Annotated in this window: 17 protein-coding genes; 13 read left to right on the top strand and 4 right to left on the bottom strand. The window is 31.9% G+C overall.

The window, feature by feature from the left end:
• Positions 1-5 precede the first annotated feature (5 nt).
• From spxA to CD128_RS07425, 6 genes are all read left to right on the top strand, one after another.
• On the top strand, positions 6-401 hold the full coding sequence (gene spxA, locus CD128_RS07450; protein ID WP_103166349.1) for a transcriptional regulator SpxA: 396 nt from the start codon (positions 6-8) through the stop codon (positions 399-401).
• 192 nt (positions 402-593) lie between these two features.
• Positions 594-1,313 carry an adaptor protein MecA gene (gene mecA, locus CD128_RS07445; protein WP_103329385.1) on the top strand — a complete coding sequence of 240 codons (720 nt, stop codon included), beginning with the start codon at positions 594-596 and terminating at the stop codon, positions 1,311-1,313.
• Positions 1,314-1,412: 99 nt separating this feature from the next.
• Positions 1,413-2,372 (top strand): competence protein CoiA, encoded by a 960-nt coding sequence (locus CD128_RS07440; RefSeq protein ID WP_103329384.1) that lies wholly within the window; start codon positions 1,413-1,415, stop codon positions 2,370-2,372.
• Positions 2,373-2,435: 63 nt separating this feature from the next.
• Positions 2,436-4,244 (top strand): oligoendopeptidase F, encoded by a 1,809-nt coding sequence (gene pepF, locus CD128_RS07435; protein ID WP_103329383.1) that lies wholly within the window; start codon positions 2,436-2,438, stop codon positions 4,242-4,244.
• 434 nt (positions 4,245-4,678) lie between these two features.
• Positions 4,679-5,059 (top strand): LptM family lipoprotein, encoded by a 381-nt coding sequence (locus tag CD128_RS07430; RefSeq protein ID WP_103329382.1) that lies wholly within the window; start codon positions 4,679-4,681, stop codon positions 5,057-5,059.
• 16 nt (positions 5,060-5,075) lie between these two features.
• Complete coding sequence (locus tag CD128_RS07425; protein WP_103329381.1) at positions 5,076-5,732, top strand: hypothetical protein; 657 nt, start codon at positions 5,076-5,078, stop codon at positions 5,730-5,732.
• 81 nt (positions 5,733-5,813) lie between these two features.
• Here the strand turns inward: CD128_RS07425 and yjbH are convergent, their stop codons facing one another.
• From yjbH to CD128_RS07410, 3 genes are all read right to left on the bottom strand, one after another.
• Entirely contained in the window at positions 5,814-6,611 is a 798-nt protein-coding gene (gene yjbH, locus CD128_RS07420) for a protease adaptor protein YjbH (protein ID WP_103298925.1), read from the bottom strand.
• 23 nt (positions 6,612-6,634) lie between these two features.
• Entirely contained in the window at positions 6,635-7,000 is a 366-nt protein-coding gene (locus tag CD128_RS07415; protein ID WP_103329380.1) for a truncated hemoglobin YjbI, read from the bottom strand.
• A gap of 84 nt (positions 7,001-7,084) precedes the next feature.
• Positions 7,085-7,669 carry a CYTH domain-containing protein gene (locus tag CD128_RS07410; RefSeq protein WP_103329379.1) on the bottom strand — a complete coding sequence of 195 codons (585 nt, stop codon included), beginning with the start codon at positions 7,667-7,669 and terminating at the stop codon, positions 7,085-7,087.
• Between the two features lie 233 nt (positions 7,670-7,902).
• On the opposite strand from CD128_RS07410, the gene CD128_RS07405 reads away from it, so the two are divergent.
• From CD128_RS07405 to fabI, 7 genes are all read left to right on the top strand, one after another.
• Positions 7,903-8,250 carry a UPF0738 family protein gene (locus tag CD128_RS07405; protein ID WP_103329378.1) on the top strand — a complete coding sequence of 116 codons (348 nt, stop codon included), beginning with the start codon at positions 7,903-7,905 and terminating at the stop codon, positions 8,248-8,250.
• 16 nt (positions 8,251-8,266) lie between these two features.
• Complete coding sequence (locus CD128_RS07400; RefSeq protein WP_103329377.1) at positions 8,267-8,896, top strand: GTP pyrophosphokinase; 630 nt, start codon at positions 8,267-8,269, stop codon at positions 8,894-8,896.
• A gap of 13 nt (positions 8,897-8,909) precedes the next feature.
• Entirely contained in the window at positions 8,910-9,719 is an 810-nt protein-coding gene (locus CD128_RS07395; RefSeq protein WP_103329376.1) for an NAD kinase, read from the top strand.
• On the top strand, positions 9,716-10,606 hold the full coding sequence (locus tag CD128_RS07390; protein WP_103329375.1) for an RluA family pseudouridine synthase: 891 nt from the start codon (positions 9,716-9,718) through the stop codon (positions 10,604-10,606). Before CD128_RS07395 ends, CD128_RS07390 begins: the two co-directional genes overlap by 4 nt.
• Before the next feature lie 23 nt (positions 10,607-10,629).
• Positions 10,630-12,015 (top strand): magnesium transporter, encoded by a 1,386-nt coding sequence (mgtE, locus tag CD128_RS07385; protein ID WP_103329374.1) that lies wholly within the window; start codon positions 10,630-10,632, stop codon positions 12,013-12,015.
• 9 nt (positions 12,016-12,024) lie between these two features.
• The gene (locus CD128_RS07380; protein WP_103329373.1) at positions 12,025-13,869 is read left to right on the top strand and encodes a monovalent cation:proton antiporter family protein; all 1,845 of its coding nucleotides are present in this window, start codon (positions 12,025-12,027) and stop codon (positions 13,867-13,869) included.
• 176 nt (positions 13,870-14,045) lie between these two features.
• The gene (fabI, locus tag CD128_RS07375; protein ID WP_103329372.1) at positions 14,046-14,816 is read left to right on the top strand and encodes an enoyl-ACP reductase FabI; all 771 of its coding nucleotides are present in this window, start codon (positions 14,046-14,048) and stop codon (positions 14,814-14,816) included.
• A gap of 126 nt (positions 14,817-14,942) precedes the next feature.
• Here fabI and cozEa read toward each other — a convergent pair whose 3' ends face one another.
• Positions 14,943-16,028, bottom strand: coding sequence for a lipoteichoic acid biosynthesis protein CozEa (cozEa, locus tag CD128_RS07370; protein ID WP_103329371.1), 1,086 nt, complete (start codon positions 16,026-16,028; stop codon positions 14,943-14,945).
• Positions 16,029-16,273 lie beyond the last annotated feature (245 nt).

Raw genomic sequence — 16,273 nt, 5'->3', positions numbered from 1 at the left:
GATGTATGGTAACATTATTTACTTCACCAAGTTGCACATCTTGCCGTAAAGCGAAAGCATGGTTACAAGAACATGACATTCCGTATACGGAGCGTAACATTTTTTCTGAACATTTAACAATTGATGAAATTAAACAAATCTTAAAAATGACTGAAGACGGTACAGACGAAATTATTTCAACTCGTTCTAAAACTTACCAAAAATTAAACGTGGATATTGATTCTTTACCATTACAAGATTTATATTCTATTATCCAAGATAATCCTGGTCTTTTACGTCGTCCAATTATCTTAGATGAAAAACGTTTACAAGTTGGTTATAACGAAGATGAAATTAGACGTTTCTTACCAAGAAAAGTTCGTACATTCCAATTACAAGAAGCACAACGTTTAGTAGACTAAAATTAAAAACTAAATTTATTTATATTTAACAGCACTTGTTATAGTGCTGTTTTTTGTAACTAAAAAAGGGAATATGTTAGTATAAGCCTTAAGTATTTAATAGTAAAATTTAATCAAACAAATAGATTGTAATTTACCTTACGTTCTAATACAATATGGTTACTATTCATCGACTGTAAGGAGTGAGATGATATGAGAATAGAACGCGTTGATGATACAACAGTCAAATTGTTTATAACATATAGTGATATTGAAGCACGTGGATTTAGCCGTGAAGATTTATGGACTAATCGCAAACGCGGTGAAGAATTCTTCTGGTCTATGATGGATGAAATCAATGAAGAAGAAGACTTTGTTGTTGAAGGTCCGTTATGGATTCAAGTACATGCTTTTGAAAAAGGCGTGGAAGTGACAATTTCTAAATCTAAAAATGAAGATGCAATGCATATGTCTGACGAAGATGCGAATGAGCAATTTGAAGAGCAAGTAAATGAATTGCTAGCAAATACATTAGAACAAGAAGAAAGTATTGAAGATTTATTTGAACAACGTGCCCAACAGAAACAAGCTCAAAAAACTGAGCCTAAACGTTCTAAACCACATGCTCGTATAAGAACAATTATTGTTAAATTTGACGATTTAGAGCAAGTGATTAATTATGCTTACCATAATAATCAAGCTACAGATGAATTCGAAGATTTATTATATATGCATGAATCAAATTATTATTACGCAATTCACTTTGATGATTCTGTTAATCAAGAAACGATTAATGACAGTTATAGTCAATTATTAGAGTTTGCTACCCCAACTGACAGAACTGAAGTTTATTTAAATGATTACGCTAAGATTATTATGAGTCATAATGTGACATCACAAGTTCGTCGTTATTTTACAGACGCAGCTGAATAAATTGTAATTACGAATCGAAGTACGATAAGTACTTCGATTTTTTTGTATTTTGAAAAGTAAAACGACCACTTCACACGTTTATATCTATGAGGTGACCAAATGTTAGTAGCAATTAATCAACATGGAGAACGTGTGCGTGCAACTGAGGCTTTAAAGGAGAATGACTACTTTTGTCCCTATTGCAAGACAGAACTCATTTTGAAAAAGGGAATCAAAGTAACTACACATTATGCACATAAAAGTAATGTACATAGAAAATGTGCTAAAGCAGAAACTGAAAAACACTATTATGCTAAGTTTTTTATCGCAAATTTATTAAAACAACATGGTTATAATGTAGAAATAGAACCTTATTGTCCAACGATAATGCAGTATCCAGATATTTTAATTGATTCGAAGATTGCTATGGAGATTCAATTTTCAAGAATTAGTTTACAAGAAATTAGAGAACGCTCATTAGGTTTTAAAAGCTTAGGCGTAGAGGTGGTCTGGATAATTGAAGATGCCAAGTATCATAAAGGGGTTTTACATCTTAATACATTTCAAGCATACTTTATTAACCCTCTTATACGAACGCTTATCACCTGGGATAAAAGTAAGCAATTATTATATAAATATAGTCAGATTCAGCATTTAGAAGGGAGAAAGTTTTTAGCTAAAAAAGAAATATTGCAAATGAATAATATTAAAAACGATGACACAGTATTATATTGGCATACTTTTAAGCTATCTAACGACAAAATTACCAAATACATTCAACAATGTCGTCGTAAAAATTCAGTATTAGAACCCACTTTAAGTGCGATGTATCAGCTTAGAATGACTGATACAGATGTCTGTAACTCTTCGGGTTTTATTTTTCCTCAACAGCTCTATATTGAAAATCATCCAGTTCAATGGCAGCTTCAATTAAACCTCCTTAAATATCAAAATAATTTATCCAAAGATTCACTTATAAAATACTTAAGATTTAGACATTTCTATTTGAATAATTATGATCAACTTTCTCTTACTTCTGAACTTATAAATGCGTATGTTAATGTGACTAATAGTAGTTAAGACGTGCAATATAAACTATTTAATGAGAAAATTGAATCAATAGCAAGTATAGGAGGTTTACTTATGAGTCAACAATTAACAAGAGAAGAACAGGAACGTAAATATCCTGAACACACTTGGGATCTAACAACTATTTTTGAAAGTGACGATGCATTCGAAAGTGCATTAAAAGAAGTTGAAGGATACCTTGGAAAAGAAGAACAATTTAAAGGTCATTTAGGTGACAGTGCAGAAACATTATACAATGCTTTAGCATTAGAAGATGAAATTGAAACAAAACTTGAACAAGTCTATGTTTATGCACACTTAAAACAAGACCAAGATACATCAAACGATAAATATACTGGTTTTGAATCTCGTGCGCATCAATTAATTATTAAAATTAGTTCAGCTTGGAGTTTCTTAGTTCCAGAAATTTTGCAAATTGATGAAGATAAATTAAAATCATTTGTGAATGAAAACGAAGATTTAAAACGTTATGAATTTGATTTGAAATTAATTAATGAAAAACGTCCACATATTTTAGATGCTGAAAAAGAAAAATTATTAACAGAAGTACAAGATGCTTTATCAACACCAAGTAATGTTTACGGTATGTTTAGTAATGCAGATTTAGAATTTGAAGATGCAATAGATAAAGATGGAAACAAACATCCTTTAACTCAAGGTACATTCATTAAATATTTAGAATCTGACGATCGTGAATTACGTCAATCTGCATACAATAACGTTTATAAAGGTTATGGTTCATATAACAATACTTTAGGTGCAACTCTAGCTGGTGAAGTTAAAAAGAACGTTTTTAATGCACGTACACATAACTACAAATCAGCTCGTGAGCGCGCTTTAAGTAATAATCATATTCCAGAAGAAGTGTATGATAACTTAGTCAAAACTGTACACAAGTATTTACCGTTATTGCATCGATATACGCAATTACGTAAAGAACTATTAGGCATTGATGACTTAAAAATGTATGACTTATATACTCCATTAGTTAAAGACGTTAAATTTGAAATGCCATATGATGAAGCAAAAGATTGGATGTTAAAAGCGTTAGCACCAATGGGCGAGGAATATTTAAACGTTATTAAAGAAGGACTTGATAATCAATGGGTTGATGTTTACGAGAATAAAGGTAAACGTTCAGGTGCTTACTCTTCAGGTGCGCACTTAACAAATCCATTTATTTTATTAAATTGGTCAGATACAGTATCTGATTTATATACACTTGTACATGAATTTGGTCACTCAGCACACAGTTACTTTAGTCGTAAGAACCAACCATCTAACTCTAGTGATTATTCAATCTTTGTGGCAGAAGTTGCTTCTACATGTAATGAAGCGTTATTAAGTGATTATATGGATAAACACTTAGATGATGAACATCGTTTATTATTATTAAATCAAGAATTAGAAAGATTCAGAGCAACTTTATTCCGTCAAACAATGTTTGCTGAATTTGAACATAAAATTCATCAAATTGAAGAAGCGGGTGAACCACTTACTTCTACACGTATGAATGAAGAATACGCTAAATTAAATAAACAATACTTTGGTGATGTTGTAGAAACTGATGACAATATTAGTAAAGAATGGTCTCGTATTCCTCATTTCTATATGAATTACTATGTATATCAATATGCAACTGGCTACAGTGCTGCTCAAAGTTTAAGTCATCAAATCTTAACAGAAGGTAAACCAGCTGTTGAAAGATATATTAATGAATTCTTGAAAAAAGGTAGTTCAAATTATCCAATAGAAATCCTTAAAAATGCCGGTGTAGACATGACTACTCCAGAACCTATTGAACAAGCATGTGAAGTATTTGAACAAAAATTAGACGCATTTGAAAAACTTATGAAAGCGTAAATAAACTGTATCCGTTTTCAATTTGTCAAGTTTGTGACAATTTTAATTTTCGGGGATGTAGTTATTGAAACACCTATTTGAGCGTGTTATATTATGAACATGAAATTAATCACATAACAAACATACCCCTTTGTTTGAAGTGAAAAATTTCTCCCATCCCCTTTGTTTAGCGTCGTGTAATCAGACACGGCGTTTTTTTGTATCAATTTTTAGATTCCTTCTATTATTCTTTTTTATTATAAAACTCTTTAATTAATTACTTTTATGAAATTAAAATTTATTTATAAAATTATAATTATGTTGTTACTTTCCAGTATTATATTCATACCGAATATTAATAAAATAATTAATATCACATTACTGATTTTTAATAAGTTATTGTTACAATTAAGTATAGATAATTTTATGAAAAAACTATGAAATGAGGGATATGAATGAAAAAATTTATTTCACTAATAAGTATCATATGTTTAACTGTATTATTAGCAGCATGTGGCGATTCTGGCGAACAAAAGGAGCCTTCTAAAGAAAGTAAAGACTCTGAAAAATATGAATATGTTTATTATGAAGTATTAAATGATGGAGATGCAGATTCACCTAATGTTGAAATTAAGTATTTAGATAAGCAACACAAACCACATATCGAAAGAACAGATTTAGATAAAGTATATGAACATATTTTAAGTAATGGGAATGAAAAACCATACATAATTAAAGACGGTAGCAAAATCCACGTTTATCGACCACCTTATATGACTTATGGTGATGATGAAGTAGAAGGGGAAGCTGTGTCGAAAGATAAAGTAACTAAATAGAAAGGGGGGGCGTTGAATGAAGAAAGTTTTTAAAGTAGTTAGTTGCTTAAGCATAGTCGGATTGTTATATACTATGGGTCCTACAAATCAATTAGATGCAGCTACTTCGAGTGGAGGTTCCTCAAGTAGTTCTTCTTCGAGTGCAAGTAGTTCGTCATCAAGCAGTTCATCTGCTGCTAGAAGTTCTACGTCTTCTAGTTCTTCGATGAGTCGTTCAAGTGCAGCTAATGCGTCACGTTCAGCAAGACAATCAAGTCAACGTGCAGCTGAACAAGCAGCTAGGACTAGTAGTATTAATTCAAATGCTATGAGAAGTTCTGCTAAACAAAAGCAAGGAGCTAATCAATATAGTAGGCAGACACGTTCGTTATTGAACCCTAAAAGAAGATATAGTTCTTCTTCGCCCATGGCTGCCCAATATTTATCTACTGGATTTTATAATAACTGGCTTTTTTATTATCTCATTGCTACTCATTTTCATGATCAAGAGAATAAAGATAAAAGTTATCAGCTCAACATGTTGAAACAGCAAATGAAAAAGAACGAATCATTATATACAGTTACTATTAAAACCAAACACGGAGATAGGGTCATTGTCTTGCCTAAAAAACAATATGACAAGATTCAAACTGGTGATAAGGTAAAAATCAAAAATGGAATTGTCCAACCTTAAATGTGGGAGATATAGAAATAGCCATTCAATGATACTAATAACGTAAAGCATTGAATGGCTAATCTTTCATAATTATAAAAATTATATTTTAGGCATTTTTGATTGCCAAAATTCTCCTTCAGGATAATCAAGTTTCTCAACTTTTTGTTGTAACGCAAGTTTCTTTAATTCTTTAGTAAGTAATTTTTCTGGCCACTCGTAAATGGTTAGGAGTTCTTCCATAGTTACGAGTTGTTTCTTCTGAATATAATGTTCTATTTTAGGTGGAAGGTTCTTCTCAATAGGTGTACCCATTAATTCATTAATAATATAAGTGTAAATATGATAAGGGTATAATCCTTCAACCTTTAATCCTTCTTCATGTACGTCTTCATTGAAGAATACTAATGAGGGTGCTTGTTCAATTTCCATTTCACGTGCAATATGCAAGTCTACTTTTAAGCTCTCAGTAAGTTTATTCTTCTGTAAATCTTCCTTAAAAACATCGTAGTCTAAACCAGCATTTTTAATGCAATCACAAATCATTTTCTCAGTGATGATATCACGTTTAGGAATAATTTCATTCTGCATTAAATGAATAAAGCGTTCCGCTCTTAGTCTTCCTTGTAATTCTGCCGCTTTATAAGCTAAAGCAATATTGTCAAAGTCTGATGTACTTTGAGCTTGGCATTTGGTAAGAACCTTTAAAGACGGGTTTAAAATGTGTCTAATACGGATATATTGCTTATATTCAATTCTTAACTTTGAAATAATCGCTGATAACTTGAAGCAATCTGTATTAAACGGATCAAAAAATGAATAAATTTCGATTTTATTTACAGGTGACAGATTCGCATCTTCACGACTTTTATTGTCTACAATTTTAAGTTCTTCAGCCATGTTTTACTCACCTTCAATTAAATTTAGGAATTTACCATGTGATTAGCAGTTAGACGCAGTCGTTCATATAAGTATTCTCCAACTCCAGCTGGAAATTGAGCTTCGGTAATTGCAGTGTGCATATTTTCTAGCCAAGCGTCACGTTCGAATGTTGTTATTTTAAATTCCATATGTCTCATCTTCAACATGGGATGTCCATGTTCTTGTGTATATAAATTAGGTCCCCCTAGAAATTGAGTAAGAAACTGTTTTTGTTTTCTGCTTGTTTCTTTGAAATCCCCAGGAAATAAATGATTGATTCTATCATCTTTTTCAACTAGTGAATAAAAATGGTCAATCATGTCATAGAGTGCTGTTTCGCCTATAATTTCGTACGGTGTTTTAGACATAATATCACCAATTTCCATTAATATATATCTAATATAACATGAATTTTTACATTTAAAAGTAATTCGACTTTTGACTAAGTTCGCTTAAGATTTAGCGTTTTGAGCTTTATACTCAAAAAAGCGTTGAACTTTATTTTTAGGAGTTTGATGTTTCAAATCGAATTTACTCAATAAAGTATTAAATTTTTCTAAGCCACTTTCATAATCGTGTACTTCGAATTCTAATTCATAATCGGTTTTATCGAAATATTCACTTTTATCTAATACTAATAATTCATCTTGATATTGTGTTTCCATGCGGTATGTAGTCAATGCACCTAAGATGCTTAGTTCGTGTTCTTCCACACCATAGTCATCTAAGATAGTTTTTATATCATTCGGTAATTCGGATTTTGAGATTGCTAAATCGACTGACGGAATAATATCTACCATATGATTATATTCTGTTAAACCAACTTCGGCTGGTACTTTTAAGGTCATTTCATAAGTACCATTTTTTACGCGAATTCTTAATGCTGATTTATGGTCGCGTAGTTTGAAGTTTGGCGTATCGATATAATAATTTGTTTGCGTAAATGGTTCTGCATTTTCAAAAAAAGCAACTTTAAATTTATCGTAAGTTTGAGAATCTAATAATTGTTTGAATTCTATTTCATTATTTGTAGCCATGTGTTACTCCTCTTTAAGCATGGTTTAATCATTATTGTCTTTCATTATGAGGGAGAAATTTAAAAATTTAAAGCAATAACCTTATTTATGAGTATTCATATCATAGAGTTAAGGTATAGATAAGTAATTTAAACATTAATAACTGAATTTACTATAGGTTTATCTTCAGTTCAGGCGTGTGTTATAAGGAGAAATTATGTTAAACTAGGAAGGAATAATAAGGAGGAACAAGCATGCGTATTTATGTAAATGAAATTAAAATTAAAGACGATGGCATTTATTGCTACTCAGAGGATCCAACTGATGGATTGGTTGAAGTAGGACAAATGCTTGTTGATAGCGATAATTATGGATTTGCATACATATTAGATGATGGTCAATCTTATTCTTATCTCATATTTGTCCAAGAAACTTGGTCGATGTTACATGAGAATAGAGACAAGAAAGTTATCGTGAATGATGAGTTAGAATTAGAGCATTTCCAAGAGGAGTTAGATTATATCTTGGAGAATGTTGAAGGAAATAATAACTATGGTAAGGAGTTTGTTTCAGCTGTTGAAGAAACTTTCGAACTAAAGTGAAGCGGAGTGAAACATTATGAATCAATGGGATCAATTTTTAACACCATATAAACAAGCAGTTGATGAGTTAAAGGTGAAGCTAAAAGGTTTGCGTAAACAATATGAAGTTGGAGAACATGCCTCACCCATTGAATTTGTAACGGGCCGTGTTAAGCCAATTACAAGCATTATTGATAAGGCAAATAAAAGGGGAATCCCATTTGATCGATTGCGTGAAGAAATGTACGATATTGCGGGACTACGAATGATGTGTCAATTCGTTGATGACATTGATGTGGTAGTCAATATGTTGCGTCAACGTCAAGATTTCAAAGTCGTAGAAGAAAGGGATTATATTAATAATACTAAACAAAGTGGTTATCGTTCTTATCACGTGATTATTGAATATCCAATTGAAACGTTAAATGGTCAAAAGTCAATTTTAGCTGAAATTCAAATTCGTACGTTAGCGATGAATTTCTGGGCGACGATTGAACATACGTTACGTTATAAATATGATGGGGATTATCCTGCTGAAATTCAGCATCGTCTTGAACGCGCTGCAGAAGCGGCTTATCTATTAGATGAAGAGATGTCTGAGATTAAAGAAGAAATTCAAGAAGCACAAAAATATTATTCTCAAAAACGTGCTAAAAAACATGACTAATGGGGTGTAGACGATGCGTTATACGATTTTGTCTAAAGGTGATTCTAAGTCCAATGCATTAAAACATAAGATGATTAATCATATGAAAGATTTCCATATGATTGAAGATGCTGATAATCCAGAAATTGTAATATCAGTTGGAGGAGATGGCACCTTATTACAAGCCTTTCATCAATATAGTCATATGTTGTCACAAGTGGCTTTTGTGGGTGTACATACGGGACATCTCGGGTTTTATGCAGATTGGTTACCTCATGAAGTTGAAAAGTTAATCATTGAAATAACTAATTCAGAGTTTCAAGTTATTGAATATCCATTACTAGAAATCATTGTTAGATATAATGATAATGGATATGAAACACGTTATTTAGCACTTAATGAAGCAACGATGAAAACTGAAAATGGCTCTACATTAGTCGTAGATGTAGGTATCAGAGGAAAGCATTTTGAACGCTTTAGAGGAGATGGTTTATGTATTTCTACACCATCTGGCTCTACTGCTTATAATAAAGCGTTAGGTGGGGCACTTATTCATCCTTCGCTTGAAGCGATGCAAATTGCGGAAATAGCTTCTATTAATAATAGAGTATTTAGAACAGTGGGTTCGCCTTTAGTACTACCGAAGCATCACACTTGTTTAATAACGCCTGTTAACCATGATACGATTCGCACTACAATTGACCATGTAAGCCTTAAACATAAAAATGTGAATGCTATACAATTTAGAGTAGCCAATGAAAAAGTAAGATTTGCACGTTTTCGTCCGTTCCCATTTTGGAAAAGAGTACATGATTCGTTTATTGAAAGTGACGATGAACGATGAGATTTGTTTATGATATTAAACATGAAGAAACACTCAAGTCATTTTTACAACGGCATCATTACTCTAAAAAAACAATTAGCGCCATTAAACTTAATGGCGCTTTAATTATAAATAAATTACCTGTCACTGTGCGTAAATTAATGCAACAAGATGACCAATTAGTTGTTAAGTTACCTCAGGAATATCCTAGTGAATATCTTATTCCTTCAAGTGCGCCAATTGAAGTAATCTATGAAGATGATTATTTAATCGTTATAGCTAAGCCTATACAATTAAATAGTACGCCTTCAAGAGAACATCCCCATGACAGTTTAATCGAGCGTGTATTGTATTATCTAAATCATTCTTCTCCTAAGCAAGATGAAGTTGATGACAAACATTCACAACAGATTATCGTACCTCACATAGTAACACGCTTAGATCGCAATACTAGTGGTATTGTTATCTTTGCTAAACATGGACACATCCATCATTTGATGTCCACTATAAATGTAGACAAACGCTACATTTGTGTATGTTATGGTGCAACGCAAGAAAACGATATTATTGAAGCACCTATTGCGCGAGATGATAATAGTATTATCACTCGAACGGTATCGCCCACAGGTAAATATGCCAAAACGTCCTATAAGACGTTAAAACATAATCATAAAGCGAGTTTATGTGAAGTGATCTTGCATACAGGTCGCACGCATCAAATTAGAGTACATTTTGATTTTATAGGACACCCTTTAGTTGGGGATGATTTATATAATGGAAGTCATCCTAAAATTAACACGCAATCTTTACAATGTTATAAAGTCAGATTTATACATCCGATATATAATAAAGAAATTGAAATAACTATTGATTATAAGCGATTAGAATACATATATAATAAAATGTGATTTTTAAATAGGAGGGACTTCACGTGTCGTCAGAAATAGAAATAAACGACAAAAATGAACTAGAAGAATATAATAAACGTCTACTAGATGACATTTTAGCGCAAGACGATATTGATCGTTTCAGAGAAGAATTTTTAGTGATTCATGAATATGAACAAAGCGAGTATTTTGAAAATACAACGGCGGAGAATAGACAAAAGATTTTTGAGTTTTTATCTCCTAAAGAAGTCGCTGAATTCTTCGATCAATTAGAAATAGATGAAGAAGAATATGAAGACTTATTTGACACTATGGATGCGCATTATGCGAGTAAAGTATTGGAAAATATGTCTTCCGACAACGCGGTAGATATTTTGAATGAATTATCAAAACCGAAAGTAGCTAGTTTACTTACATTAATGCATCGTGATGAAGCAAACGAAATAAAAGACTTATTACATTATGAAGAAGATACTGCCGGTGGTATTATGACTACCGAATATATTTCGCTAGATTCAGATACACCGGTAAAAGAAGCATTAATGTTAGTAAAAGAACAAGCACCTGATGCCGAAACAATTTATGTTATTTTTGCAGTCAATACGACTGGCCAACTTGTCGGTGTTTTATCTTTAAGAGATTTAATTGTTGCCGAAAATGATGCTTATATTGAAGATATTATGAATACGCGTGTGATTAGTGTTGACGTAGCAGAGGACCAAGAGGACGTTGCACAAAAAATGAGAGACTATGACTTTATCGCAATGCCCGTAGTAGATTACCAAAGTCATCTATTAGGGATTATTACGATTGATGATATCTTAGACGTTATGGATGAAGAGGCTAGTGAAGACTACTCTCGCTTAGCCGGGGTATCAGATATTGACTCAACGAACGATTCAGTTGTGAAGACTGCAACCAAACGTTTACCATGGCTTATTGTATTAACTTTCTTAGGCATGATTACCGCGACGATTTTAGGTAGTTTCGAAGATACATTAGCTCAAGTTGCTTTATTAGCAGCATTTATACCGATCATCAGTGGGATGTCAGGAAATTCAGGTACCCAATCGCTTGCGGTTTCTGTAAGAAATATTTCTACTGGAGAAATTGACGAGCAAAGTAAGTTTAAAGTTGCTTTAAGAGAAGCGGGTAGTGGCTTTTTATCAGGCATTGTTTGTGCCACTGTACTTTTCATTATCATTGTAATATTATATCGTCAACCGTTTTTAGCACTTATCGTTGGTGGCAGTCTAACTATCGCAATGACTGTCGGTACTTTAGTAGGTTCTATGATTCCATTATTAATGAATAAATTAAATATTGACCCAGCAGTAGCGAGTGGTCCATTTATTACTACAATTAACGATATTGTTAGTATGTTAATTTATTTCGGATTGGCAACAACATTCATGTCATATTTAACATAGGGGGACAAAATGGAGTTTTTTTCTCTAGTAATTGTAGTTGTAGCAGCATTTTTCACACCAATCATTGTGAATAGATTAAATATTACGTTTTTACCTGTAGTAGTGGCTGAAATTATTATGGGGATAATTATTGGCCACTCATTTTTAAATATTGTTGAAAAGGATAGTGTACTTAGTATTCTTTCAACACTTGGCTTTATCTTTTTAATGTTTTTAAGTGGTCTTGAAATTGATTTTAGTACTTTTAAAAAAGATACAAGGAACCGACAAGGTACCAATAAAAATGAAAAACATGTACCAAGTCATCTTAATTTAGCTTTAACAGTATTTGCGTTTATCATGATTATTTCAATCATCTTAGCTTACGTATTTAAATGGTTAGGACTCGTAGATGATGTCTTACTAATGATTATTATCATTTCAACCATTTCATTAGGCGTCGTAGTACCTACATTAAAAGAAATGAACATTATGCGTACTACCATTGGTCAATTTATTCTACTTGTTGCGGTTTTAGCCGATTTAGTAACAATGGTCTTATTAACTGTTTACGGTGGTATCAATGGTAATAGTGGTAGTTCTGTATGGTTGTCAGCTATACTACTAGTCTTTACAGCTATTTTTTATGTATTAGGTGTCGTCTTTAAACGTATGAAGTTTCTACATCGTTTAATTGGCGGAACAACTCAAATAGGTATTAGAGCCATTTTTGCGTTAATTATATTATTAGTCGCATTAGCTGAAGGCGTTGGTGCTGAATATATATTAGGCGCTTTCTTAGCAGGTGTAGTTGTCTCTTTATTAAAACCGGACGAAGAATTAGTACATACATTAGACTCATTTGGATACGGTTTCTTTATTCCGATATTCTTTATTATGGTTGGTGTAGATTTAAATATTCCTTCTCTAATTAAAGAACCATCATTATTACTAATTATACCTGTGTTAATTTTAGCTTTTATTATTTCAAAATTAATTCCAGTCTTCTTCATCAGACGTTGGTTTGATAGTAAAACAACTATAGCGTCAGCATTCTTATTAACATCAACATTGTCATTAGTTATTGCATCAGCAAAAATTGCGGAACAATTACATACGATTTCTTCTGAGATGTCAGGTATTTTAATATTAAGTGCGATTATCACATGTGTGTTTGTACCTATTATTTTTAAAAAGGTCTTTCCAGTTCCAGATGAAGCAAACCGCAAAATTGATATTGCCTTAATTGGTAAAAACCAATTAACTATCCCGATTGTTCGAAACTTATCACCGCATTTATATAATGTGACGTTGTATTATCGTAAAGATTTAGGTGATAAACGTAATTTACCAGATAACGTCATAGTGGTTGAAATTTCGGAGTATGAAGAACATTTGTTAGAAAGATTAGGATTATTCGATCAAGATATCGTAGTATGTTCAGCTAATGATGATAGCTTAAACCGAGATGTTGCTAAATTAGCTAAAGCACATGATGTGAAGCGAGTTATCTGCAGACTGGAAAGTAGTAGTGAAGATGATGAAATGAAAGTGGAAGGTATTGAAGTATTCAGTAACTTTATTAGTAACAGGGTCTTCCTTCAAGGTTTAATTGAAACACCAAATATGTTAAACATCTTAAGTAACGTTGAAACATCATTATATGAAATTGAAATGCTTAATCATAAATATGAAAATATTCAATTACGTAACTTCCCATTTGGTGGCGATATTATCTTCGTACGAATTATTCGCAATAATGAATCTATCGTCCCGCATGGTGATACACAACTTAGATATAAAGACCGTTTAATCGTCACAGGTTCTAAAGAATATGTAGATGAATTGAAATCAGAACTTGAATTCTATTATTAGAACTTTTGAAAAGAAGGTACATCATATATTGGTGTACCTTCTTTTTATATAAAAGACTGATATTGCTTTATAAATCTTTAGTAAGAATGGTAAAATATATTCATTAAAGTATTCTTTATTGTTTTAAACAATATGTTTACAGATTAAATAATAAATGATTATAAGGAGTTATTCGCATGATTAATCTTGAAAATAAAACATTCGTTATTATGGGTATTGCTAATAAACGTAGTATCGGATTCGGTGTGGCTAAAGTATTAGACCAATTAGGTGCTAAGTTAGTATTTACATACCGTAAAGATCGTAGCCGTAAAGAATTAGAAAAATTATTAGATCAATTAAATCAACAAGATCCAAAATTATACCAAATTGACGTTCAAAAAGATGAAGATGTTATAAATGGTTTCGCTAAAATTGGCGAAGAAGTTGGAAATATTGATGGCGTTTATCACTCAATCGCTTTTGCAAATATTGAAGATTTACGTGGTCGTTTCTCAGAAACATCTCGCGAAGGTTTCTTATTAGCTCAAGATATTAGTTCATACTCATTAACTATCGTTGCCCACGAAGCTAAAAAAATCATGCCTAATGGTGGTAGTATTGTAGCTACAACTTATTTAGGTGGAGAATTTGCTGTTCAAAACTATAACGTTATGGGTGTAGCAAAAGCAAGTTTAGAAGCGAACGTTAAATATTTAGCTTACGACTTAGGTCCAGATAATATCCGTGTTAACGCAATTTCTGCAGGCCCCATCCGTACATTAAGTGCAAAAGGCGTTGGCGGTTTCAATACAATTCTTAAAGAAATCGAAGAACGTGCGCCATTAAGACGTAACGTTGACCAAGAAGAAGTTGGTAGAACAGCAGCTTACTTATTAAGTGATTTCTCAAGTGGTGTAACTGGTGAGAATATCCACGTAGACAGTGGTTTCCACGCAATTAAATAATTGGATGATATATAGACTTAATGCGCTCGATGCATTAAGTCTTATTTTTTGGAAAATGAAGTTTCTTATACCTTACAAAAAAAGTGCTACTCTATGTCGATAGAGTAGCGCTTTTCTGTAATAATATTAATCTTTAACATCACTGTTTGCTTTATCAATAATGCGTTGACGATACTTAAATACATTACTAGCAACCGTTTTAAGTACTGCATATAAAGGCACAGCAATTAAAATAAGTGTAAATCCACCTAAATCACCAGCAGCTAAGATTACTACAATGATTGTAAGCGGGTGAATACTTAAAGATTTACCCATAACATTTGGAGTGATAACGTTACCTTCAAGTTGTTGTGCAATTAACGTAACGATACATACCCAGATGAATGTCGTAGGACTATCAATAATACCTAGAATTGCGGCAGGTGCAAATGATAACCATGGTCCTAAGAAAGGAATTAAATTGGCAAAAGCCGCAAATAATACAAGTAATGGTGTATAAGGTAAACCGATGATTGTATATCCAATATATAAGATAATACCAAGGATAACACTTACTGTTACTTGACCTTGAATATAAGATTTTAAAGTAAAGTTTAAGTCTTTTAATAAACCAACAACGAAGACTTTACGTTCTCCTTTAAAGAATTTAGCAGTTGCAGGAATAAATTTTTCGTGATCCTTTAACATATAAATTAAGAAGAAAGGCACCATAACCAATAAGAATATAGTAGAAATCAATGATGTTATGTAAGTAAATGAATTTGCTAAGATACCTGTCAAACTATCGCCAATTGATTTTACAGCAGAATTGATACGATTAGTTACATCGCTAGGTAATTTATCCATTTGGTTAAGTGAGAAATTAATAATTTTTTCAGCCTCACGTTGTAATGTTGGCGTAGCCTTAATTAAATTATTAACATTTGACAAAATAATCGGCGCAACAAAAGCTACAATAATAGCGATAATTGCAATTAAACCTATAAATATTGTTAAAATACTAGCCCAACGAGGGAAGCCCCATTTTTCAAGGATGTTTTGGAAAGGTAAGCAGATATAGAATAAAAATCCGCTAATCAAGAATGGAAGGAATACAGAGCCAATAATTGTTGCGATAGGGGCAAAAACGCTTTGTACCTCCATAAATAATTTAATTAGCACAAACAAGATAATCAGTGCGATTCCTGTTCGAAACCATACTTTGTTAAGCATAAGCTTACTTCCTCCTAAAGTAATCATTTCATTATTATAAGTATATATCAAATGAGTATTGTTAAAAAGGAAAATTTTAATAGACAAAAAGATATTATTATATACTATTTCAAAATAAATAAATATAATAAATCTAAATTTTTGTTTAATGTACTTTAAAAGTTTTGATAACCAAAATAATTTACGTTATAAAGCGTTTAATTATTTAATTAAATGACGTTATTTTATATTAATCAGTGATTTAA

Source organism: Staphylococcus croceilyticus, assembly GCF_002902575.1.
Taxonomy (GTDB): Bacteria; Bacillota; Bacilli; order Staphylococcales; family Staphylococcaceae; genus Staphylococcus; species Staphylococcus croceilyticus.
The sequence above is the reverse complement of the archived record's forward strand: the minus strand, read 5'-3'. Positions and strand labels throughout refer to the sequence as shown.